General features: G+C 53.5%; 23 protein-coding genes. All 23 read right to left on the minus strand.

Annotated features, from left to right (window positions below):
* Positions 1 to 3 precede the first annotated feature (3 nt).
* Positions 4 to 693 (minus strand): response regulator transcription factor, encoded by a 690-nt coding sequence (locus tag H3M12_RS01140; RefSeq protein ID WP_129032413.1) that lies wholly within the window; start codon positions 691 to 693, stop codon positions 4 to 6.
* Between the two features lie 278 nt (positions 694 to 971).
* Positions 972 to 2,114 (minus strand): IMP dehydrogenase, encoded by a 1,143-nt coding sequence (gene guaB / locus H3M12_RS01145; protein WP_182150802.1) that lies wholly within the window; start codon positions 2,112 to 2,114, stop codon positions 972 to 974.
* Between the two features lie 223 nt (positions 2,115 to 2,337).
* Positions 2,338 to 2,499, minus strand: a complete 162-nt coding sequence (locus tag H3M12_RS12795) for a hypothetical protein (RefSeq protein WP_233449198.1) — start codon at positions 2,497 to 2,499, stop codon at positions 2,338 to 2,340.
* Positions 2,448 to 2,906: a hypothetical protein gene (locus H3M12_RS01150; protein ID WP_129032411.1), complete on the minus strand. Its 459-nt coding sequence runs from the start codon at positions 2,904 to 2,906 to the stop codon at positions 2,448 to 2,450. The genes H3M12_RS12795 and H3M12_RS01150 overlap by 52 nt, the downstream gene beginning before the upstream one ends.
* Positions 2,907 to 3,040: 134 nt before the next feature.
* Positions 3,041 to 4,768, minus strand: coding sequence for a glycosyltransferase family protein (locus H3M12_RS01155; protein WP_129032410.1), 1,728 nt, complete (start codon positions 4,766 to 4,768; stop codon positions 3,041 to 3,043).
* 55 nt (positions 4,769 to 4,823) lie between these two features.
* Positions 4,824 to 6,470: a glycosyltransferase family 39 protein gene (locus tag H3M12_RS01160; RefSeq protein ID WP_129032409.1), complete on the minus strand. Its 1,647-nt coding sequence runs from the start codon at positions 6,468 to 6,470 to the stop codon at positions 4,824 to 4,826.
* Positions 6,471 to 6,626: 156 nt separating this feature from the next.
* On the minus strand, positions 6,627 to 6,860 hold the full coding sequence (locus H3M12_RS01165; protein ID WP_182150803.1) for a hypothetical protein: 234 nt from the start codon (positions 6,858 to 6,860) through the stop codon (positions 6,627 to 6,629).
* Between the two features lie 30 nt (positions 6,861 to 6,890).
* Positions 6,891 to 7,019 (minus strand): hypothetical protein, encoded by a 129-nt coding sequence (locus H3M12_RS12975; RefSeq protein ID WP_263853901.1) that lies wholly within the window; start codon positions 7,017 to 7,019, stop codon positions 6,891 to 6,893.
* Between the two features lie 261 nt (positions 7,020 to 7,280).
* On the minus strand, positions 7,281 to 9,518 hold the full coding sequence (locus H3M12_RS01170; RefSeq protein WP_129032407.1) for a beta-glucosidase family protein: 2,238 nt from the start codon (positions 9,516 to 9,518) through the stop codon (positions 7,281 to 7,283).
* Positions 9,519 to 9,779: 261 nt separating this feature from the next.
* Positions 9,780 to 10,367: a hypothetical protein gene (locus H3M12_RS01175; RefSeq protein ID WP_129032406.1), complete on the minus strand. Its 588-nt coding sequence runs from the start codon at positions 10,365 to 10,367 to the stop codon at positions 9,780 to 9,782.
* A 338-nt stretch (positions 10,368 to 10,705) separates the two neighbouring features.
* Entirely contained in the window at positions 10,706 to 10,927 is a 222-nt protein-coding gene (locus tag H3M12_RS01180; protein ID WP_129032405.1) for a hypothetical protein, read from the minus strand.
* 75 nt (positions 10,928 to 11,002) lie between these two features.
* Positions 11,003 to 11,224 (minus strand): hypothetical protein, encoded by a 222-nt coding sequence (locus H3M12_RS01185; protein ID WP_129032404.1) that lies wholly within the window; start codon positions 11,222 to 11,224, stop codon positions 11,003 to 11,005.
* A gap of 283 nt (positions 11,225 to 11,507) precedes the next feature.
* Positions 11,508 to 12,239 (minus strand): DUF1129 domain-containing protein, encoded by a 732-nt coding sequence (locus tag H3M12_RS01190; RefSeq protein ID WP_129032403.1) that lies wholly within the window; start codon positions 12,237 to 12,239, stop codon positions 11,508 to 11,510.
* A gap of 13 nt (positions 12,240 to 12,252) precedes the next feature.
* Positions 12,253 to 13,353 carry a redox-regulated ATPase YchF gene (ychF, locus tag H3M12_RS01195; protein WP_129032402.1) on the minus strand — a complete coding sequence of 367 codons (1,101 nt, stop codon included), beginning with the start codon at positions 13,351 to 13,353 and terminating at the stop codon, positions 12,253 to 12,255.
* A gap of 5 nt (positions 13,354 to 13,358) precedes the next feature.
* Positions 13,359 to 13,568: a DUF951 domain-containing protein gene (locus tag H3M12_RS01200; RefSeq protein WP_129032401.1), complete on the minus strand. Its 210-nt coding sequence runs from the start codon at positions 13,566 to 13,568 to the stop codon at positions 13,359 to 13,361.
* A 12-nt stretch (positions 13,569 to 13,580) separates the two neighbouring features.
* A complete protein-coding gene (locus H3M12_RS01205; protein ID WP_129032400.1) occupies positions 13,581 to 14,465 on the minus strand; it encodes a ParB/RepB/Spo0J family partition protein in 885 nt (294 codons plus the stop codon).
* Positions 14,455 to 15,222 (minus strand): ParA family protein, encoded by a 768-nt coding sequence (locus tag H3M12_RS01210; protein WP_129032399.1) that lies wholly within the window; start codon positions 15,220 to 15,222, stop codon positions 14,455 to 14,457. Before H3M12_RS01210 ends, H3M12_RS01205 begins: the two co-directional genes overlap by 11 nt.
* 14 nt (positions 15,223 to 15,236) lie before the next feature.
* Entirely contained in the window at positions 15,237 to 16,064 is an 828-nt protein-coding gene (gene noc, locus H3M12_RS01215; RefSeq protein ID WP_182150804.1) for a nucleoid occlusion protein, read from the minus strand.
* A 20-nt stretch (positions 16,065 to 16,084) separates the two neighbouring features.
* Positions 16,085 to 16,813, minus strand: a complete 729-nt coding sequence (gene rsmG, locus H3M12_RS01220) for a 16S rRNA (guanine(527)-N(7))-methyltransferase RsmG (RefSeq protein ID WP_129032397.1) — start codon at positions 16,811 to 16,813, stop codon at positions 16,085 to 16,087.
* Between the two features lie 209 nt (positions 16,814 to 17,022).
* A complete protein-coding gene (locus tag H3M12_RS01225; protein ID WP_129032396.1) occupies positions 17,023 to 17,907 on the minus strand; it encodes a metallophosphoesterase family protein in 885 nt (294 codons plus the stop codon).
* Positions 17,908 to 18,493: 586 nt separating this feature from the next.
* Positions 18,494 to 19,408: a ribonucleoside hydrolase RihC gene (rihC, locus tag H3M12_RS01230; protein ID WP_129032395.1), complete on the minus strand. Its 915-nt coding sequence runs from the start codon at positions 19,406 to 19,408 to the stop codon at positions 18,494 to 18,496.
* 74 nt (positions 19,409 to 19,482) lie between these two features.
* Positions 19,483 to 20,817 carry an NCS2 family permease gene (locus tag H3M12_RS01235; protein WP_182150805.1) on the minus strand — a complete coding sequence of 445 codons (1,335 nt, stop codon included), beginning with the start codon at positions 20,815 to 20,817 and terminating at the stop codon, positions 19,483 to 19,485.
* Positions 20,818 to 21,050: 233 nt separating this feature from the next.
* Positions 21,051 to 22,310, minus strand: a complete 1,260-nt coding sequence (locus H3M12_RS01240; protein ID WP_129032393.1) for a NupC/NupG family nucleoside CNT transporter — start codon at positions 22,308 to 22,310, stop codon at positions 21,051 to 21,053.
* Between the last annotated feature and the right edge of the window lie 114 nt (positions 22,311 to 22,424).

A 22,424-nucleotide genomic window follows, 5' to 3' on the forward strand; every position in this document is an offset into this window, starting at 1 on the left:
ACCTCAGTGGGCTTCAATCTTGTAACCTACGCCCCAGACCGTTTGAATAACTTTTTCGCCATTAGTGGCCTCTTCGATCTTGTCCCGCAAATGACTCACGTGGACCATGACCGTCTTGGCCGACACGATACTTTCCTGCCGCCAGACCCGTTCGAAGATTTCATCAGCCGAGAAGACCCGGTTGGGGTGACTAGCCAATAGGTATAAAATCCCAAATTCCAACGCCGTGAGCGAGACCGGTTTGCCGGCAATCGTCTTGACCTCGTGAGAATCCTTGTTGATGGTCAGTGTCCCGATGTCTAAAACATACGGGCTGTCATCGGTCACCTTGTCCTGGCTCCGCCGCAACAGCGACTTGACCCGGGCCATGACCTCTAACGGGTTGAACGGCTTGGTGACGTAATCGTCGGCCCCCGTAATCAAGCCCTGAATCTTATCCATATCGCCGGTCTTGGCCGACAGGATCAAAATCGGAATCTGGGAGTCTTTGCGGACTTCCTTGATGACCTCGATACCACTCATTTCGGGCATCATCACGTCCAAAATCATCAACGCGATATCTGGGGTGGTATGGAGCTTGGTCAACGCTTCCTTGCCGTTGTACGCAGTCAGGGGTTCGTAGCCTTCGTTTTTAATGTAAATCTCGAGTAATTGTGCAATTTCCTTATCATCATCGACAACTAAAATTTTCATTCTGGAAATTCTCCTTTGCAGCTAATTCCCGCAAGCGCAGTTGCTGCTGGTCGTTTAGACCTATTTTACCAAAAACTACACCTGATGACCGCCCACTCGCCTAAGTTTTACGGAGGCGTAAGGCCCTTTAACATTCCTTAAGTTTACACTAATTCATCGTGAACGGCCACTCTTCACGTTAACCGAAGCTTAACGCAACCACTACCATTCGCACAACCACCCTCATTAAAAAAAACGACAATCCCGTCGATTTAGGATTGTCGTGAGCCGTTAACGGCTTAAATTTCGTTGTAGTTAGGTGCTGCTTTCGTGATCTGAACATCGTGCGGGTGTGACTCCAACAATCCAGCGTTGGAAATCTTCACGAATTGCGCGTTGTCGATCAGGTTCCAGATGGTCGCACTACCCGTGTAGCCCATCCCGGAACGCAAGCCACCGACCATCTGGAAGATGATGTCGTTGACGCTGCCCTTGTAAGCCACGCGCGCTTCGATACCTTCGGGCACCAGCTTATTGGCTTCGTTGACACTGCCCTGGAAGTAACGGTCCTTGGATCCCTTTTCCATGGCGGCCAAACTGCCCATCCCCCGGTAAGCCTTGTAGGCCTTGCCGTGGTCTTCGATGACTTCACCTGGTGCTTCGGCCGTGCCGGCAAACATCGAGCCAAACATCACGGCGTTACCACCCGCGGCGATAGCCTTGACGATGTCACCGGAGAACTTCATGCCCCCATCGGCGATGATTGGCTTGCCAAATTCACGGGCGACGTTCGCCGCATCGTAAACGGCGGTGATTTGCGGCACCCCGACCCCGGCAACGACCCGCGTGGTGCAGATAGAGCCTGGGCCGATACCGACTTTGACCACGTCAACGCCGGCTTCAAAGAGGGCCCGGGTACCTTCACCCGTGGCCACGTTCCCGGCAATCAACGTTGCGTCGGGTAACTCTTGGCGAATTTGAGCGACCTTGCGTAAGACCCCCGCGGAGTGTCCGTGAGCCGTGTCAATGATGATGGCGTCAGCGCCGGCATCCAGTAAGGCGTGGGCCCGTTCGGAGGTGTCGGAAGTCACCCCGACCGCCGCGGCGACCAACAAGTGATTGTTCGCATCGACCGCAGCATGCGGGTGCTGGTCATCTTTTTCGATGGCTTTGACCGCGGCCACCATTTCCGCCTGCTTGGCGGTGGTCATGTTCTTGTGAATGACCCCTAAGCCACCGTTATAAGCCATGGCGGTGGCCATCTTAGTCTCGGTGACCGTATCCATCGAGGCACTCAAAAACGGGATGTTCAACTTTAAATTTGGCGCTAATTGGACACTTAAATCAACTTCATCCGGCAAAACATGACTTTCCGCAGGAATTAACAGTACATCATCAAACGTGATTCCTTCTTTAGCAAACTTCGTGTCCCAATTAGACATAATAGTTGATCGCTCCTCTATAAATTTTGCTTCCACCCGCCGAAACCGGGTCGAAGATATTGTGTTCTAATTTACCAGCACATCCGCGTCCGGTCAAGCTTTCTCATAGAACTTTCATGGTTTATCACAAATTATTGCATCAGCTCCCTTAATTGGGGCTCCCAAGAACCAAAAAACGTGGCCGTTACCGACCACGCGAATCGCGTTTTATTTCACAACTTAATTATTTAGCGATTTTAACGGTGAAGCTGTAAGTCCGATACCCCTTCTGGGCGACGGTGACCTTAAAGGACTTGGCGTGTTTGCGCAGCAACTTCTTGGCCTGCTTCTTGGTCAACTTAATGGTGAACTTACCGTTCTTCTTGATCTTGTAAGTCTTGACCACTTGCTTTTGGCGTTGCGAATCGTGACCTTGGCACCCTTGCGGCCCTTCTTGAAGACAATCTTACGGGCATGTTTGCGGTACTTTTTAGTGGTCTTGACCCGCTTCTTAGTGGCCACTTTTTTGGTGGCTTTCTTGGTAACTTTCTTGGTGGCCTGCTTAACCTTCTTCGTTTGCTTGGTCGTGGCCGTCACCGAACTCGACGAAGCAGCGACAGCAGACGAACTCGAACGTGTTGGTGTCGTGACGACCGGACTCGTCGTGGTCGTGTGCGATGAGGCCACTGAACTCGCTGTCGTGCCACTCGCCGCGGTGGCTTGGTTGCCAGCGGCGTTCGCCGTTGTCGCTAACATGCCGCCCAGCGTCAAAACAGCCACTAATCCTAAAACATAACCTAGAACCTTTTTCATTCTTAAATCCCCCTACATTGTTAACTGGTTTTTTAATCATGAGGCTAATTCATTGGTTATCCTAAGCCGCGCTGATTTTAGTGTCAAGACCACATTGTTCGAACTGTCACCTATTTGTCGATAAAACTATCCAATCAATCGTCAGAGGACGTTAGTTTCACTCTTGATTGCCGTTGACGCCACCAACGCCAGCCACCGAGGCCCAGCAATACCAGCCAAGCCAACCAACTGATGGCGCCACAAAAGTGCTGAAAACCTGTACGTCGATACAAGAAACGGATATGGCTGGTCCCCTGATGCACGGTGATGTGGACCACATCATTACTGTCCAGGCGGGGCGTCTGCTCATGGCCGTTGACGGAGACGTGTTCACCCAAGTACATGAGTTGCGGGAGTTTGATATCTCGGGTCACGGTACTGTGCAACGTGTAATCAATCCCATTGACTTGCGGCGATTCACTAAGTTGCTGTAAGGACGCCGGTTGTTTGCCGTTCAGTTGCGTGTTCATGACTGGAATCGAGTGCGTTCGCACGGCGGCCATCGAGACTTGCCCTTGTTGGGGCACGTAATCCGCATCCGATCCAACCGCACTTTTGACGGCCGCCGGATACGTCGCGGTCGTCAGTAATTTCGGGTTCGTTGGCCCAATCGCTTCCGTTAAGGCCGCGGTCGAACTGACGGTTAACCCCAGAATCAACGCCAACGTCACCGGCGCCACGATTGCCCAGCGCCGCAAAGTGGTGGCCTTGGTCAAACGGGCCACCGCTTTAGCCCCCACGAGCGCTAACGGAAAGGTCGCTAACGCTAAGAAGCGCCACGGAAATTGGATGACACCCAGTATGTTTTGGAACAAGGCCCAGGGAAAGAGCGTTGAACTCAGGTAAATGAACACGGCCCCGAGAACCAGCCAGTAACGATCTAGGGCGGTCAATTGCCGCCACATGATGATGGCGATGACGCTAGTCGCTAGAAGCAAAAACCCCATGTTGATGGACCCCGACGCCACGGCATCCCCCAAGGAATTGGCTAAGAAGGTACTTAGTTGAAGCGCGCTATCCTTCAAGTCGTACTTGGCCAAGCCCAGCGCCCCGACGTGGTGCAACTGTTGGAGCAGCGGGCCCAAAAAGCTCAGAGCTAAGGCCACGGTCAAGCCAATCGCGGCCGCCAACCGCCCCAGTCGGGGTTGCAGGTCTTGTCGTCGTAAGCCCCACAGGCCCAGCATCAAGACCACCGCAATGGCTGCCAGTACCAGTGAAGCCACGTGGGTCAACGCAATCAGTGCCATCCCAATCGCCAGCCAGTACCAACGGTGGTAATCACCCGTTACGATGCAGTAGCTGCCGTAAAAGACCAGTGGTAAAAAGGCAAAAACAATGCCTTCAGCTAACGCCCCACGCACGAAGAAGTCTAAAAAGCGGTACTGGGCAAACCCATATAGTACGGCGGCCAAACACGCCTGAGTCCGACTCCCCAATAGCCGATGAGCCACTGCTGCGGCCACCACCAGCGTGACAAGGTTGAGCAAAAATAGAAAGCAGACGTACCCGGGAATCCCGGGAATGACCAGTTGAATCCAGGCTAGCGGCAACAGCGTCACGGCCGGATAAAATAAATTGATGGGGTAGCCCCAGGCACTAAACGCCCCGGTGGTCACCGCAGGCACCTGCCACCAGTGCCCGCCCTGTTGTATGGCCGAGAGCAACCCCTGCACCCGGTTCAGATGAAAGATGAGATCATCGCCCACGTAAAGCTGCCCAAAAGCACCCCCGGGCAATACCCAAATCAAGCTCAGGATGACAAACCCCACGAGTTCTAATTGCCACCAATACCGTTCAATAAATTTCCGACTCCGTTGTCCCACTTTCAGGACCCCCTTCAATTCTTACGACCCGCAAATGCGGTTTCCGTTCCCCCCGTTAGGATTTGCGTTGAAACAACCAATAAGTCACGTTAACGTTTTCAAAGCTCTGCGTGTGTTTAGTCACGTAGCGGTAATGTTGATACAACACCCGACTCATTTTAGCCGTGCCCGGATTCAAGTTCCCGTCGCTGATCTGCCCGGGACGGTACGAGATTCCCGTCCACGCTTGCGGCGACTTGCCCTTTGGCGTGTTGAAGACCACCCATTCGGTCTTGGCCCGGCGAATCGAGCGCAATTGGTCCGCTAAAATGGTCGGGTCACTACGCGCCGGAATATTGTAATTCTGGAAGTAGTACTGGTCGGGCACCGCCCCCGACGCCGTGTAAAAGCCCATGTCGATGGATCCGTAATTTAACAGGGTCAATGGCTGGCCACTGCGCCGCATCAAGTTGCCGAACTGAATTTGTGCCGGCTCTTGGGGCACCGTGGTATGGCGGTCGGTCACGGACGCGTTGTTAGGAAACAGCCGCGAACTGGTAAAGTTATTATTGACGCCCAAGACCAAAAAGAGACTGATTAGAATCGTGACCAAGATGGGCCCCGCGTCGTCGGTCCGCACGATTGTTTGCCGGTCGAAGAAGAACCGGCAAAAATAGATGAACGGCAACACAAAGAACGGAAAGTAGACCAGTTGATAATATTGGAAAACGTTGCCGCTACTGTACCCGTACAGTGCTAAAACGTCGCTACTCAAGAAGACTACCAAGTACAACGATTTGGCAAAGCTATTCTTCAAGATGTCGGTCCGAAAGGCAATGACTAAGGTTCCCACCAGTCCCAAGACGAAGAAGACCACGTCGGATAAGAAAAACTGCGAGAGTAAGCTGGTAGATTGCAACAGGTTAGAAAAGGCCGAGACGGACGAGGTCATGTAGATCCGCATATTGAAGAGAAAGTAAACGTTAATCAAGGCCCCGAAACTGTGGGTCACCGCAAAATAGATGGCCCACGGCACCGTGGCCACCAAGAAACCCAAAAGACTCCACCCTACTAGGCGCCTCAAAAGCGGCCAATCCCGGTCGCGAATCAGCGCCACTAACATGAACAGGTAAAAGGCTATCCAGCCCCCCAGTAACGTGTACTTCGACAGAAAGATGATGCCCACGAACAACCCTTGCAAAAAGTACCACCACGACTGGACCCCTTGCCGGTCCTCGGCCAGTAACAAGACCAGATAAATCAGCGACAAAATCAACGGCACCGCAAAAAACTCCACCGTATCCCCATAATCGTAGTACGGATGGTACAAGAACAGTGCCGGCGACAAGATACCCATCAATAAGGCTTGCGGCGTGGGTAAAATCAGTCGAGCAATCCGATATGTTAGATACATCGCCGCAATCAACGTCAGAGCTTCCACCCCGTAGATCAAGATGAAACTCCGGTGGGAAACCAAATACACGAGCCCGTGTAGCAGGTACACGTAAGGCCCCTTTTGTTCAAAAATATCTTTATACAGAACTTGTCCGTGCATCATAGCCTTCCCGGTCGTGAAAAAGGCGTTATTGTCCGGCGAGTAATCAAAGTAAAACGCCGGTGACGTGTACGAGCAAAACAACATGATGAAAAAGCCTAAGATTGCAAATAAGGCGAGATACTGGGCCTCTGCACTCCCCAATTTTGCCTTGATTCTTGCCAACATCCCGCATCACTCCATTCAACCAATTTTACCATTTTCCATTTGAAGTGTTTATACCGTTATGGATAATCCCATTATGGCGAGTGGTCGAACGAGCAACAACAATTTGGCCATCAAAAAAAGGCGATTAACCAATCGCCTTACAAAGGGTAACGAGACTTAGCCCGCCACTGTATACTTTACGGTCGTGGCCGGCTGGTGCGCGACTAAGGTCGTCACGTAAAAGGCCCCGGTGGTCAGCGCATTAAACTGCCCTTTGGACAGGGGTAACGTGAATTTGCCACTATGGCTTAATTGGCAAACCTTGATGACGCACTGGTCCTGATCACGCAGGACCACGGTCATCCCTTTGGCCCCATGCTTAAAGCGTAGGTGCCGTTGTTTAGGCCGCACGGTCTTCAGTGCAAGACTGGGCTTTACCGGTCATTTAGCGGTCATGGGTGCTAACACGGTGGCTGGTGCTTTGGCCGCCCATTTGTTTTGCGGCACGATGACGATGGTTTCCATATCGGTAGCGGGTCTAGTAGTGACCTCAGAACTTTGCGTTGTCATTTTTATAATTTCCCCCAATTTGTGTACTCCTCACTCACAGCGACTGACTGGTCAACATACGCTGTATTATACGGAGCCCACCCTAGCCAAGACAAGCCAGGGCCCTTCGTTTGGCTCAAGTTGCTATAAATCCCATTGTGTAAGGGGTTACCAGCGTTGGCGGCCTGGCATTTATCCCCTACGCACCAAAAAAGCTCCCTGCCAATCAAAAACGACAGGGAGCTTGTTAGAATTTTAGTCGTGCTTTTTATTGCTCAGCGCTTAATCCGTCACCGGCTGATTAGCCAACTGGATGAACTGGGTAATTTGCTGCTCGCTGATTCCTAGCATCACTGCTGACCGTAACGGGATATTTTCCAGTAGTTTGGCGTTATCACCGGATGACGTTAAGTCTGACAAGACTTTATCCAAGCCAGACGTTGCCAGTGCCTGGTCGAGATCATCGCGCTTGAGAATATCGCTGAAGTACGTATTTTGGGTGACCGTTGGTGCGTCATTCGTGCCCCAATCCAGTTGCAAGGTCTGTTGTAACTCGATGTCGGCTACAGATTGACCGACCAAAATGTCGTAGTCACCGCTATCACTTTGCCAGCTTTGGGTTTGCGGGTTGTACCAGCTAAAGGCCCGTTGCGAGAGGTCGATGGTGACCGTTTGGCTTTCTCCCGGCTTTAAGTCGACCGTCGTAAAGCCCCGCAATTCTTTGGCTGGCTTCTCGATGTGACTAGTCCGGTTGGCAACGTAAAGTTGTGGCGTCGCCCGTCCGGCTCGCTCACCCGTGTTGCGCACGGTCAAGCTGACCGCGACGTGATGGTCCGCTTGTTCCTGGACAGTTAAATCACTGTACGCAAATTGGGTGTAGCTCAGACCATACCCGAACGGATACAGAACGGGCACCTGCTTGGAGTCGTAATACCGGTACCCCACAAAGAGCCCTTCACGGTAATTTTCATCGGTCGGACTCGCGTTGAACGTGGTGGCAGCCGGGGTATCGGCCAAGCGCAACGGGAAGGTCTCCGCCAAATGGCCACTCGGGTTCACGGCACCGCTCAACACGTCCCAGGTGGCTTCCCCGACGGCCTCACCGGCGAGGTATGTTTCGACGATACCAGCAACCTGGTCGCGCCATGGCATCGTGATAGCTGAACCGTTTTGCAAGACCACGATCACGTGCGGATTAACGGCCGCGATTTTGGCCAGCAAGGTCGTTTGGTTCGCGGGCAAATCGATGGTGGTTTTATCGAACCCTTCTGATTCATCAGCTTCCGGCACGCCCGCAAAGAAGATGACCTTGTCCGCCTTCTTCGCTACGGCCACCGCTTCAGCCGTCAACTTATCGTCTTCTTGATCATCCGTTAACGCGTAACCTTCAGCGTAATCACTGGCGTTGTCGGCTGCTTGAATCGCCTCCAAGGGCGTCGTCACGTGAAACGCGTTGACGTGCGAACTCCCGCCCGCCTGGTACCGTGGCTTGGCGGCCAACTTGCCGATTACGCCTAAGTGGTCGCTGGCTTGCACCGGCAAGACGTTCTGGTCGTTTTTGAGCAAGACGATACTTTCATCGGCCACTTTACGGGCAAACTGGTGTTGTTCCTTCAAGTCGTATCCATCCGCCGCTGACTGGTCGGCTGGGTAGTGCTGAACCATGGCCACGATGCGTTCCACGGCCCGGTCGAGTTGCGCTTCGGCTAACCGACCATCCTGAACGGCGTCTAAAATGTTTTGGGTCGATGTCTGGCCCTTTCCAGGCATCTCCAAATCTAAACCGGCCTTTAACGCCGCTTCTTGGTCCGCAACCGCGCCCCAATCGGAAAGCATGACGCCTTTGAAGTTCCATTCATTGCGCAAAATATCCGTCAATAAGCGCTTATTTTGTGAGTTCAACCGGTGATTGATGGCGTTGTAGGAGCACATCAACGACGCCGGTTGGGCCTTTTTCACGATGCGTTCAAAGGTACTCAAGTAGATTTCCCGTAACGTCCGCTCATCGACATTCGATGAAGCCGTAAACCGTTGATTTTCCCGGTTGTTGGCGGCAAAGTGCTTCACACTCACCCCAACGCCTTGGGACTGGACCCCTTGCACGTAAGCCGCGCCAAGTTCACCGGCCACTAGCGGATCTTCGGAAAAGTATTCGAAGTTCCGTCCGGCTAACGGGCTCCGTTTGATATTCACCCCGGGGCCTAACAAGACCGAGACCTGGTTGGCTTTGGCCGCCTGCCCCAAATGTTGTCCCAATTCTTGCAGCAAGTCGCGGTTGAATGAACTCGCGCTCAGGGCTAACGCGGGAAAATTGATGGCCTGCACACTGTCGTTCAATCCCAGGGCATCGGCACCCTCAGCCTGCTTCCGGAGCCCCGAGGGACCATCCGTCATCATGATTTTGGGGAGGTTGGCATGTTTCACCGCTTCCGTGTACCAAAAGTCCTTACCACTGACTAACGCCGCTTTTTCAGCAAGCGTTAACTGAGCGACTAACGTTACCGGATCTGTATTTGCCATTTATATCAAACTCCTTAATTATTAATGGGCACACTCTTAGCCTTGGTAATCCCACCATTAACCATTTTCTAGTCGCGACAGAACACATCGGTCTGACCAGCAGCTAGTATGGCCCTGCGGAATCATCCAGTAGCCAGTATAATACACTATCTGGAAATCGTTGCCATATTTGTATTCGAAGGCTTCTTCGCCTTACTCCCCCGAATACAAAAACGGGGCCGTTCCCCCAGGAAACCGCCCCGATAATTGAGTCATCGTATTTTATTTGTAGATCAGGTACCTTACGGTGTAGGCCTTGTAGCCCTTTTCGGCGACTGTAAATGTAAAGTGTTTGCGGTACTTGCCCAGCTTAAGGGCTTCCTTCCTGCTCAACTTAAGGATGAACTTGCCGTTGTGCTTGACGTCAAACTTCTTGACGAACTGACCCTTGGCGTTCCGCAAAACGACCTTTGCACCCTTCCGCCCCTTCTGGAAGAGAACCTTGCGAGAATCTTTGCGGTAGTGCAAGCGCCCCCGCATCTTCTTTGCGGAGGTCACTTTCTTGGCCGGCTTCTTGGCCGGCTTCTTGGCGGGTTTCTTTCCCGGTTTCTTAGCGGGCTTTTGCGGCTTGTTCACCGAACTCGATTCAGCGGCGGAACTCGAACTAGAACTAGGCGCACTTGCATTAGCATTATCATTCGCGGGACTTGAACTATTCGCATCACCTGTTGGATTATCGTTCAAGATCCTCGTGTTCTGCCCACTAGCCGCATTCGCCGCATCCCCATCGGCACGTGCCGACGTGGCGGCGACTCCAGCTAACGATAGCGATGCCAATAAGGCCGCTGCGTACCCCAAAATACGTTTCATGAAAACTCCCCCTCAACTCCAAATTGTAGTCAGGTAGTCACAAACATCGGCTATCTGGACCCCATTCTAGGAGGTCGTTTTCTGGAGTCAAGTGCGGGCCCAACAAACTTTTTTCGTCAGCTTTTGATTGCTTGAAAATCCCCCGAAAGCTTTGATTTTAAAGGGGCCACGGGAGTCAGTCCCCAACCGAGCAAACGACGGTCACCTAACTATGGCCGCTAACTTTTCACCTTTTTTCATCCTTAACCGCCAAATAGTCGCTATGCCCAATCATCAGGCACCGAACTCAACGCAAAAAAAGACCAGAGAAGTAATCCCCCGGTCCTGTCATCAGTTACTTAACGGTCCATCATATTGTGATCATACTGTGTGCTTCCCGTGTGAGACCCGCACGATGAGCCCGACCAATTGCCGTCCATCATGTTCCCACCCGTGTGGTGGGTCATTTGAGAACTGTGGGTAAATGGCATCCACATGGTGTCAGCGCTGGCATTGATGGCAACGCCACCCAGTCCCAGAACCGCAATTGCGCCGGCACAGAAACTCCAAAACTTCTTCATGCGTATCGCTCCTTGCTAAGACTTGGTACGCCCTTAGTGTAGGAAATACCCCCACCGGTTGTCAAGTCAGGCTAACTAATTGCCGCTATAGTTGTGACCACTGGCAAAGGGCAGGCCTCCCAACCGCGGTAAGGTCAGGTTCAAATGGGACTGGTGCGTGCCGTCAATGGCTTGGCGGTTAACGTTAGAACTGCGGTAGAGCGGGAACAGTGACGCATCAGCCTTTGCGGTGACGGCCACGCCCAACAGACCGCAGACGACCACGGCAACGGTAAACCATCCAAAAACTTTTTTCATGAAAATGATCTCCTAATCGTTGATTTTCTCTCTAGTTCTCATGCAACCTATAGTCTAGACAGGCCGCCAGCCCCTGTCAAGGCCGGTGACGCTTCCAAATTGGCGCTTAATCGATTATTTCTTTGTGAAACCGTTATTCGCGGCATAAAAGCCATCATCAGGTTCATTCACAAATTCCCAACTCGCTTTCAAAGCATCGTATCCGCTTGAAATCAAACCACCACACCACGCAAAAAGCCGTCCGATACCCTTAGGGGTACCGAACGGCTCATTATTTCAATTTTTAACCGAAGAAGCCACCACGGATATTGTACCGCCGCCGCAAGATAACCATCCCAACGATGGCTAAGACGCCGACGATAATACTTGGCCATGGTCGCAAGATTGGGTTGACGACCGTTGGTAAGGCTTGAGCCAGGAAGAACAGAATCATCCAGACCGCAAAGCCCAGCAACGTGAACAGGAACCGAATCCAGCCGTTGAAGCGGTGCTTGATCTTCGGGTCAAACAACCGCGGCATGATTGGCAGCAGGAAGCCTGCGACCAACGCACTGACGATGATGGCCGTGATGCCGACCGCTTCGCCCGGCTTCATCATCTTCGGGGAGAACAGGTAGGTAATCCCGAACAGTAAGGTGAAGATCATGAAGAACGTTAGCGTGTTGTACCACATGTTCGGCCAGTAATCGGGGCCACCGATCAGATGACCTTCCGCCTCGCGTTTAGGCCCTTCGACCACGAACTTGACCCGCGTGGGCACGTCACCGTACAGATTCTTGGCGGTCGCACCGTGCTTTTGGCCCGCAACTAATTCGTCGACCATCTGTTGGACGGCCTCGGCCTTCTTGTCGGCGGACAGATTGGTGTCGGCTAACGCCCGGTTGAAACGGAACATGTAGTCGGCGTTACGCTTGGTCAAGCCTAAGTTGTCAAAGGCGGCTCGTTCGTTGGTCGCCACGTCGTTCCGGTTTTGATGGACGCCCGCATTACGCGGACGCGACTTGTTTTCACTCATATTGAAACCCCTTCTAAACGTTGAAGCGGAACTCGACGATGTCGCCGTCCGTCATCACGTAATCCTTGCCTTCGACCCGCAGCTTACCCGCTTCCTTGACGGCCGCTTCGGTCTTGTACTTGTCCAGGTCATCGAACGCCATGACTTTGGCGCGGATGAACCCGCGTTCGAAGTCGGAGTGGATGATGCCGGCCGCTTGCGGGGCTTTGGTGCCGGCCTTGTAGGTCCACGCTCGAGTTTCCTTGCCCCCCGCCGTGAAGAAGGTCTCTAGACCCAGCAAATGGTAGGACGCGCGAATCAACCGGTTCAAACCGGGTTCCTCGACGCCTTCCGCTTCCAGGAAGTCAGCCTTTTCGTCATCGTCTAATTCGGCGATTTCTTCTTCGGCTTCGGCGGCCACAGCAATGGCGCCGGCGCCTTCCTTGGCAGCGTAATCCTTGATAGTCTTGAAGTACTTGGAGTTTTCGGGATCGGCCATGTCGTCTTCAGCGATGTTGGCCACGTAAAGGACCGGCTTAGACGTCAGCAGGAATAGACCCTTAACGATCTTTTGTTCCTCTTCGTCAAAGTCCAGCGTCCGGACCGCACCGCCATTTTCCAAGACTGGCTTGATCTTCTCCAGCACGGCCAGTTCGGCCTTGGCTTCCTTGTCACTGCCCTTAGCGGCGCGTTCGACCTTAGCTAAGCGCTTGTTGACGGCGTCCAAGTCGGACAAGCCGAGTTCCAGGTTGATGGTCTCGATGTCGTCGATGGGGTCGATCTTGCCGGAGACGTGGGTGATGTTGTCGTCATCGAAGGCCCGTACCACGTGGACGATGGCGTCGACTTGGCGAATGTTTTCCAGGAATTGGTTCCCCAGGCCTTCACCCTTGCTGGCACCCTTGACGATCCCGGCGATGTCGGTGAATTCAAAGGTCGTGGGCACGACCTTCTTGGCCGGAATCAACTCCTGAATCCGGGCCAAGCGGGAATCTGGTACCTCGACCATGCCGACGTTGGGGTCGATCGTGGCGAACGGGTAGTTGGCCATTTCGGCACCAGCGTTGGTAATCGCGTTAAATAAAGTTGACTTCCCCACGTTTGGCAAGCCAACGATTCCTGCAGTTAATGACATAACACTTATTCACTCTTTTCTGAATTTTCGATATCGGCCTTCTTGACCAGTACCTTCTTTAATTTCTTTTCAAATTCACGCCGCGACAACATGACCACGTGGCCGCAGTTGGTACACTTGATTTTGATATCCGCACCCATCCGGGTAATCTCCCAGCGGTTGGCCCCGCATGGATGAGGCTTCTTCATTTCCACCAAATCGCCTAAGTCGTACATCGTATCCCTCCGTTAGTTCGATTGAATGTTCAGCAACGTCAAAATGCGGTTCAAATCATCGTTCGACAGGTACTCAATCTCGATGTGGCCCGTATGGGTCTGGTGATTGTTCTCGTTGATTGAGACTTGCGTACCAAAGTGTTCCTGAAGTTGATTCTCCGTGGAACGCAGGAACGGGGACTTCTTCTTGGCCGGTTTCTTGGCCATTTTTTTAGCGGCCCCGTTCAACTTATTGACTTCCGTCTCCAGCGCCCGCACGGTCATCCCCTGCTTAACGGCTTTTTGCGCCAGCACCACCAATTGACTCTTATCTTTCAATGAGAGTAAGGTCCGGGCCTGGCCCATCGACAGCTGGTTGTGTTGCAGCATGTCCTTGACCTTCTTGGGTAACCCCAGCAAACGCAGGTAGTTGGCGATGTACGGCCGACTCTTGCCCAGACGTTCGGACACTTGCGCCTGCGTCAACGTCAACTTGGTCATCAACGTATCGTAGGCCTCGGCCTCTTCCAAAGGTGTGAGGTCTTCGCGCTGGAGGTTCTCTAAGACGGCAATTTCCATCATCTGTTCCTCCGTGACGTCACGAATAATGCCCGGAATGGTGTCCTTGTTGGCCATCTTGGAGGCCCGGAAACGCCGCTCGCCCGCTAAAATCTCGTAGCGGTCAATCTGTTTATCGGGCTGACGCACGATGATCGGTTGAAACACGCCGGTCTTTTCGATGGACGCGGCCAAGTCGTGCAACCCCTGTTGGTCGAATTTCTGCCGGGGTTGGTACGGATTGGGGCGAATCGCCGCTAAATCGAGATCCACAACGGTCTCTTCTCCGGTATCGACGCCGTTTTCAGCAAACAGCGCGTCGATGCCGCGTCCTAAACTTTTCTCTTTCTTACTTGCCATGGGCAGCTAGCACTTCCTTTGCGAGTTCGGTGTATACCTGGGCCCCTTTAGATTTCGGGGCGTAGTCAATAATCGGCATCCCATGACTCGGAGCCTCGGCTAATTGGACATTCCGCGGAATAATCGTGGCGTAAACCTTATTTTTAAAGTATTTTTTGACTTCTTCGTTGACCTGCTTGCCCAAATTGGTCCGGGCATCGTACAGCGTCAACAGCACCCCTTCGATCCGTAGATCGCGGTTGAAGTGCTTCTGGACCAGTTTGACCGTGTTCAATAGTTGGGTCAACCCCTCCAGCGCATAGTACTCACTTTGCACCGGAATCAAAATGGAGTCGGCCGCGGTGAACGCGTTGATGGTCAGCAATCCCAGCGACGGCGGACAATCGATCAAAATATAATCGTAGTCGTCACGAACCTCGTCGAGCGCCGCCTTCAACCGGGTCTCTCTGGCCATCATGGGGGTCAGTTCGATTTCGGCCCCCGAAAGCTGAATGGTGGCCGGCACGAGGTCCAACCCGGCGTGCTCGGTTGACACGATCGCGTCACGTATCGGAATCTCATCGACCAGAACGTTATAAATTTCGCGTTGAATCGCCGACTTCTGCACGCCGACACCACTGGTCGCGTTCCCCTGTGCATCGGTATCGACCAACAAGACGCGTTTGCCGTCCGTGGCCAGTGCCGCTCCTAGGTTCACGCCGGTGGTCGTTTTACCGACGCCGCCCTTCTGGTTGGCTAATGCGATGATTTCACCCATACTTCGTTCCACCTCTAGCTTTCTTTTGGAATATCAATAATAATCCGGTAATGGTCCGCCGTCTCCTCTTCCTTGGTGGTCAGCGACATCCCCGCGTCGGTCACCATCTTCACCGATTGGCGAATGGTATTGACCGCCACGCGGGTGTCGCCGTTGACACCTTGTTTGGTGACTTTGCGGCGGTGCTTGGTCTTCTGTGGGGCCAAGGCCGCAATCAGGGCTTCGGTCTCCTTGACCGTGAGCTTACGGTCGATGATCTGGTGGAGCACCGTGGCCTGTTGGGCCGGATTAACCGCCAGTAACGCGCGGCCGTGGCGCTCCGAGATCTGCCGGTTCAACAACGCCTGACGGACCGGGTCACTGAGCTTGAGCAACCGCAACTTGTTAGCCACGAAGCCCTGACTCTTACCGATGCCCTGGGCCAGTTGAGCCTGGGTCATCGAATTGAGCGTCATCAGTTGCTGGTAGGCCGTGGCCTCTTCGATGGCGGTCAATTCTTCGCGTTGGAGGTTCTCAATCAACGCCATCGAGGCCGTCTCGTCATCATCGAGGTCTTCGACGATGGCCGGGACCTCGGTCCAGTCGAGCTTGGTGACCGCCCGAAACCGCCGTTCACCGGCAATGATCTCGTAGTGGTCGGGCTCGTACTGACGTAAAACGATGGGCTGCAATAACCCGTGCGCCGCAATCGTGTGGGCCAGTTCGTCGATGCCGGTCGGTTCGAAGCGTTGCCGGGGCTGGAAGCGGTTGGCGATGATCTTCGCCAACGGGATCAGCACCACGTTTTGCTTCACCGGCGGCGTCGCCTTGTCCCGGTTATTTCCAAATAATGAAAATGGCAACTTATCTTACCTCCATCTCATTAATCTTCTAACGGTTCCCGGTTGGGCGTGCCCGCCTTGCGCGGGTAACGCTTGGGCGTGGGCTTGACCTTGTCGATCACCACGATATGCCGCGGGTCGTTTGAGACCGGCAGGTTAAACGCATGGTCGGCAACGAGCTTCCCGCCGCAAGTGGCGATGGCCGTTTGACTCACCGCTAACTCGTCAGCTGTCTTCGCCGCCTTCAACGCCACGAACTGCCCGTGGACCTTGGCCAACGGTAAGCACAGTTCGCTCAGCACGGATAACCGCGCCACGGCTCGGGCCATGACCAGGTCATAGCTCTCCCGGTGCGGCGCGCGCTTGCCGCCGAATTCCTCGGCCCGCGCGTGGTAAAACTTGACTCCGGTAAGGCCCAACTTGGCCGCTAACTCGGTCAAGAAGGTAATCCGTTTGTTCAAAGAATCCACGATGGTCACCTGAAGTTGGGGAAAGACAATCTTCAACGGCAACGACGGGAACCCGGCGCCGGCCCCCACATCACATAACGTGAGCGGGTCGGTCTGCAGGGCTGGCAAATAAAATGCCGGCGTTAACGAGTCGTAGAAGTGCTTCAAATAAACTTCTGGGGCGGCCGTGATCGTCGTGAGGTTCACGTGCTCGTTGGTCGCCACTAAAAATTGATAGTACGTCGCAAACTGCTGCTCTTGTTTGGGGGTCAACGTGATCCCCTGAGCGGCCAGTGCGGCCCGAAATTCTTCTGGATTCATTTATAATCTCCCAGTCCACTTCTGTGAAACAATTGTTTCACGTTTGCTTATACTTTACCTTACTTATAGCGGAAACGCAACCGCGTCCCCGCACCACATCGTTTCCTATTATACCGAAAACTGGGGCCACATGAAACGCCCCGCGCGATAAAAAATCGGCGGACCCCCAGCAGGTCCCCCGATTCTAAGCTTTCTGAATTTAATGACCGCTACTCGCCTACACCACCGCGTAGATTGACCCCACTGACATCCCGAATCCGCGTCAAACGCGGCCGATGCTTGGTGAAGCCGGTGTTGCCCACCGGAATCGTGGCCAAGATGCCCGTGTCAAAGCGCAAGGGGTGACTGGTCACACTGGCGATGCCCCGTTCGATGGTGATGACGTTATAGCTGACCGCGTCGTGGACCACGTGCTTGTGGGGGTCTTGGCAGTCGATGTAGGTCGACGCCGCCCCCGCTACGGTCACCGGTACCGCGTTGTCCACCAGGTAGTTGGCTGAAAAGTGCAGGTGCCCGGCGAAGATCCCCCCCACGTTATGCCCGTGCAAGATCGCCAGCAATTCACGATTATTCTGCAACAAGGTGTAACGCATGTCCCGCAACGCTGGGGCGTCCAAGGGGTGGTGTAAAAAGAGAAACGCCCGGCGCCGGGGCACCAGGTGAAGGTTCTTATTCAACCAGTCGAGTTGCGCTCGGTCCAGCCAACCGGCCGTGCGGCGACTCTCCCATTTCGAGTCTAAAAAATAAAAGTCCAGGTTCTTCTGGTTCAGCTTGTACGCGTAGTAAGCGCGTCGTGTCTGGTCCAAATAACCGGCGTTGAACGCTTGCCGGTCGTCCAAGTCGCCTAAGATGACTTGAATCGCAGTCCCCAACCGCTGCTCTTGTTGTGCCAAGTAGGTCCGTAACCACCGATAATCGGCCGTGGCGCCCCGCTGAATCAAGTCCCCACTGATGACGACCAAATCGGGACACAGATGGTGCGCCACGATGTCGTCAAAAATCAGCTGTAACTTGGCAACGGCAACGGCGCCAACTTCCGGTAGTGGTGGTGTGAGTTGCGGATCGGACACGTGAATAATCGTATATTTGTTCATTTCCCACATTGCCCCTATCGCCTAGTGACCGGTTATTGCGCTCCCCGTACCGGTCGCTAGCGCCCAAGATTTACGGCGAAGGCTGAGTTCTGCATTCGGTGGCGCCCTGTGGTACCCCACCGAACGGACCCGCGAGACGATTCGCCGGCGAAACTACGTCTAGGATACCCGTTTCATGTAAATTATTGGTATGGTCTTGGTCAACATCGTGTAAAGTTTTCACGAAAGGCCCGGCTCGTCGCTCACCCCAATCCTCCCAACTCAAAAAGAGCCCAGAACAACTCCGGACTCCTCCAACGGAAAAGACTTATCGACGATGATGGGCTGGTTTCCTAAACCATAACATCGGTAACCAGGTCAAAATGAGTAAGATGAGTGTATCGGTATCCGTAACAGACATTCACCACATCTTCTTTCTTCCTCCTGATTTACCCTTATCATAGCAAGCCTTTGTCTAGTTTTTGTATCGATAAGTTTTCGTTTGTGTAAAGGTTGTCATTTTTTATCTGAATCCCGACGCTAAACGCCGTCACCTTCAAAATATCGGGTGACGGCGTTGCGTTACTTTTCAGTTAAATCAATAACCCTACATCTTAATCGCACTAACTTCGGCCATGAACCAGTCATTGAAGGCTTGGGCGTCGATGTCCACGGAGACCTTGGCGTTGGTCTTGCCGTTGTGGTAAGCCCCACGGATATCGCCGACGGTCTCCCCGATGGCGGGGCCGTCCGTGACCACGTCGATCCACATGTCACGGGTGGTGAAGGCTTCGGGGTGCAACAGGTAGAAGATGGTGTTGACGTCGTGCATCGCACTGCCCTGGTCGCTGTGGTCACCGTCATTGATGATGATGTCGTGCAGCATCTGCCCGGCTTCGTTCAACGACTGTAACTTTTCAATGTTTTCGTTGGTCAGTAACGCCTTCATGGTGACGTCTAAGCCGACCATCACGATCGGTACACCGGACTTGTAGACGATGGCGGCCGCGTCCGGGTCGGTGAAGACGTTGAACTCAGCGGCACTGGTCATGTTCCCCATGCCCAGAGCGCCCCCCATGGCCACGATGCGGTCGATGTGGCTCTTCACTTCGGGATACTCGGATAAGAGTAAGGCGATGTTGGTGTACGAGCCGGTCGGCACCAGCGTGATGGGGTCTGAACTAGCCATGATGGTGTCGTGTAAGGCTTCGACGGCCGTCTTATGTAGCGGCGTCGGCAGGTCTTGGGGGAAGTCGTACCCCGGCATCCCCGATTCGCCGTGAATCCGGGCGGCGTCTTCAAAATCCTTGAACAATGGTAACTGGGCACCAGCAGCCACTGGGATATCCTGGTTGAAGAACCGGACGATCTTCAAGGCGTTCTTGGTGGTCTTGTCGACAGTCACGTTGCCGGCCACCGTGGTGATCAACTGTAAGTCAATCTTGGGGTCGTTGATCGCCATGGTCAACGCCGCTGCGTCGTCAATTCCGGGGTCGGTATCCATTAAAATTTTAATTGCCATGTTTATTTCCTCCTCAAAAATTCTGTAAATCGTTTTGCGTAACCGCTTACGTTTTGCCGGCAAATCAAGTCCCGCTACAACAGGGCACTGAAGACCAAGTCGAGCAGGAACAAGACGCCGAGCAGGTACACCGGCCAGGTCAGGCGTTTGCCCTGACCCAACGCCAGCTTCATCACTGGGTAGGCCACGAAACCAAAAGCCAGACCGGTCGAGATACTGTTCGTGAATGGAATCAACACGATGATCAAAAACGCGGGAAACCATTCGGAGAAGTCCGCCATGTCGATATTCCCGATGGCGGCCATCATGATTGCTCCCGTGATGATGATGACGGGCGCAATCGCCGCGGACGGCACGTAGGCCAACAGCGGCACAAAAATCAATGATAAGGCGAAGAGGGCCGCGGCGACTAACGCCATCAAGCCGGTCCGGCCCCCACTCTCAATCCCCGAGGCGCTTTCGGCAGCCGCCACGGTGGGACTGGTGCCCATGAACCCGGACAGAAAGGTCGAGACCGAGCTGCCCTCGAAGGTCTTCTTGAACTTCTTTTGGTCGAGCAACAGGCCCTGCAGTAGGCCCATCGACTCGAAGACCAGAATCATGGTCATAGAAAAGGCCGCCAGAATGAACGGCGTGCTGGCCCAGTGCGACAGGTCGTTTTGAAAGACGATCTTGTGGTACTGGCCCAAGCGTGCGAGGTCCACACTGGGCGTGTCGCTGTCCTTCACGCCACAGAAGAACGCCAATAAACTAGTGGCGATGATGGCGATGAAGAAGTTGCCCTTTACTTTCCGCAGGTAAAGGATGAGGCTCAACACTAATCCGAACAACGCCAGCAAAGGCGTTGGGCTGAGGAGGTCCCCCAGCACGATCAGCGAAGACTTGCCGGCTACGATGAGTCCGGCCTTTTCCAGTCCGATCTCGACTAAAAAGAGCCCAATCCCCGCGGTGATCCCGCTCTTCAGCGATTCGGGAATCGCTTCGGAAAGCACCGTTGAAATCTTGGTAAAGGCGATGACCATGTAGGCAAAACTGGCCACGGCCGCGATTCCCAGCGCTTCTTGCCAACTCAACCCCATGTTGACCACGATGGTGTACGTGAAGAAGGCGTTGACCCCCATGCCGGGCGTCAAGATAATCGGCGCGTTGGACCAGAAGGCCATGATCAAACACCCCACGACGGACGAGAAAATCGTCGCAAAGACACTGAGGTCGGTCGGAATCCCCGCATCCTTTAGGATCAGCGGGTTGACAATAATAATGTAGGAGATGGCAAAGAAGCCCGTGACGCCCGCAATCAACTCATTGCGGACGACCTCCTTGTCGCGTAAGGCTTCACGCAACGTCATGTGATTGGCCCGGTCAATGGCCGTCTCGACGCGCGTGACCTGTGGTTGTTGCTTATCCATAATTTTCCCTAGCTTTCAATACGCCACGACATGACGTACAGACTTCACGGGCATTGCAACCGGATGGTCTCAAACACCCGGCTGGGTTTCACTTTCGTCGCTACGAAAGGTCGGCACCCGTACGGCCGATGACGCGCATCAGCCCGGCCCCGGTCTCCCCGGGGCTTCTGACACAGATAGCCCAGCAGGCCAGGCCTCTGGGCTATCATTAGTTTAAAGCAGAACTGGCAAAATTACCAAACAAAGATACCCACGATTCCGGCAGAAAGCAGCGAAACCAGGATCCCAGAAAGTAACATGTAGCCCACGTTCTTCGAAATCAATTCGTTATTTTCCCGGTCAACGATTCCCTTGAAACAACCGATGATCATCCCGGTCGTCGAGAAGTTCGCAAAGGACGTCAAGAAGACCGTCAAGATGGCCCGGTAGTGGTCAGAGAACGCATTCGTGTTGATGGTGGAAGCAATCTTCCCCATGACCACGAATTCGTTGGTGACTAACTTCGTCCCCATGTATTGAGCGAACTGGAAGGCATCGGAGACGTTCAGTCCCATCAACCAAGCAAACGGGAACATGATGATCCCTAAGATGTGTTCCAATGAGAGCCACGGGTAGATTAAGCCTAATAGCTTATCGATCAAGGCAGCTAAGGCCACGAAGGCGATAACGTTGGCAGCGATGATCAAGATCAGGCGGCCGGCCCCTAAGATGGAGTCACCCAAGAAGGAGAAGAAAGGTTCCTTTTTCCCGTTGTCATCAACGGCGCCTTCTTCGGCAGCGGCACTGTTCGAGCCGCCGATTTTGGCAATCGTATCTTCTTCCGGTGCGACATCCACTGGGTTCAGCATGTTCGTCACGATGATGGCGTTCAAGATGTTAATCGGAACGGCCGTCAAGACGAACTGCCCCGGAACCATTTGGGTATATGACCCCAGAATCGACGCCGTGATACAGGACATGGACATCATGGCCAGCGTCAGGTTCCGTTCCTTACGCATACTCTTCAATTGTAATTGAGAAACGGCTAAGGCTTCGGTGTTCCCTAAGAACATCATTTCAACGGAGAAGAAGGATTCGAACTTCGGTTGTCCGGTAATGTAGGACAAGCCCCGGCCAACCCACTTGATGATCCAAGGCAAGACCCCGATATAAGTCAGGATATCGAACATTGGAACAACCAATAAGATTGGCAGCAATGAACTGGTAATGAAGTTCATCGACTTCGCGGTCCCACCAAATTGTGGCGTGACCCAGTTAGGTAAGGCGAAGACGATCCCTTGATAGGCCACTTGGACCAACCAGTTGAAACCATCGGCCGCACCCTTAACAATGCTTTGGCCAATGCCAAAACTGGTGAAGAACCAAGCTAAGATCAGGTTCAAGACCAAAACGACACCGACAGATTTCCAGTGAATCTTCTTTTTCGCCTTGGAGAACAGGAAAGCAATGGCGAGGTAGACGATTACCCCGAGAATATTAATTGCGACTAACATTGGTCAAAATACCTCTTTCCGATATTGTTTAACGGGTGGTGGCGCCCCACCGACTCCGTTTCGACACGATGCTGCTGCAGAAACTATGTACGCATAATTTCTGTTCCGAACGAT

It is taken from the genome of Levilactobacillus suantsaii (assembly GCF_014069315.1).
In the GTDB taxonomy this organism is placed as follows: domain Bacteria; phylum Bacillota; class Bacilli; order Lactobacillales; family Lactobacillaceae; genus Levilactobacillus; species Levilactobacillus suantsaii.

Coding starts and splice junctions, on each gene's coding strand:
- rihC (WP_129032395.1), bottom strand. CDS start 19,408: ATGGCAATTAAAATTTTAATGGATACCGACCCCGGAATTGACGACGCA.
- H3M12_RS01235 (WP_182150805.1), bottom strand. CDS start 20,817: ATGGATAAGCAACAACCACAGGTCACGCGCGTCGAGACGGCCATTGAC.
- H3M12_RS01140 (WP_129032413.1), bottom strand. CDS start 693: ATGAAAATTTTAGTTGTCGATGATGATAAGGAAATTGCACAATTACTC.
- H3M12_RS01180 (WP_129032405.1), bottom strand. CDS start 10,927: ATGAAGAAGTTTTGGAGTTTCTGTGCCGGCGCAATTGCGGTTCTGGGA.
- H3M12_RS01185 (WP_129032404.1), bottom strand. CDS start 11,224: ATGAAAAAAGTTTTTGGATGGTTTACCGTTGCCGTGGTCGTCTGCGGT.
- H3M12_RS01200 (WP_129032401.1), bottom strand. CDS start 13,568: ATGTACGACTTAGGCGATTTGGTGGAAATGAAGAAGCCTCATCCATGC.
- guaB (WP_182150802.1), bottom strand. CDS start 2,114: ATGTCTAATTGGGACACGAAGTTTGCTAAAGAAGGAATCACGTTTGAT.
- H3M12_RS01170 (WP_129032407.1), bottom strand. CDS start 9,518: ATGGCAAATACAGATCCGGTAACGTTAGTCGCTCAGTTAACGCTTGCT.
- H3M12_RS01190 (WP_129032403.1), bottom strand. CDS start 12,239: ATGAGTGAAAACAAGTCGCGTCCGCGTAATGCGGGCGTCCATCAAAAC.
- rsmG (WP_129032397.1), bottom strand. CDS start 16,813: ATGAATCCAGAAGAATTTCGGGCCGCACTGGCCGCTCAGGGGATCACG.
- H3M12_RS12975 (WP_263853901.1), bottom strand. CDS start 7,019: ATGACAACGCAAAGTTCTGAGGTCACTACTAGACCCGCTACCGATATG.
- H3M12_RS01240 (WP_129032393.1), bottom strand. CDS start 22,310: ATGTTAGTCGCAATTAATATTCTCGGGGTAATCGTCTACCTCGCCATT.
- H3M12_RS01175 (WP_129032406.1), bottom strand. CDS start 10,367: ATGAAACGTATTTTGGGGTACGCAGCGGCCTTATTGGCATCGCTATCG.
- H3M12_RS01210 (WP_129032399.1), bottom strand. CDS start 15,222: ATGGGTGAAATCATCGCATTAGCCAACCAGAAGGGCGGCGTCGGTAAA.
- H3M12_RS01160 (WP_129032409.1), bottom strand. CDS start 6,470: ATGTTGGCAAGAATCAAGGCAAAATTGGGGAGTGCAGAGGCCCAGTAT.
- H3M12_RS01150 (WP_129032411.1), bottom strand. CDS start 2,906: ATGAAAAAGGTTCTAGGTTATGTTTTAGGATTAGTGGCTGTTTTGACG.
- ychF (WP_129032402.1), bottom strand. CDS start 13,353: ATGTCATTAACTGCAGGAATCGTTGGCTTGCCAAACGTGGGGAAGTCA.
- H3M12_RS01225 (WP_129032396.1), bottom strand. CDS start 17,907: ATGAACAAATATACGATTATTCACGTGTCCGATCCGCAACTCACACCA.
- H3M12_RS01205 (WP_129032400.1), bottom strand. CDS start 14,465: ATGGCAAGTAAGAAAGAGAAAAGTTTAGGACGCGGCATCGACGCGCTG.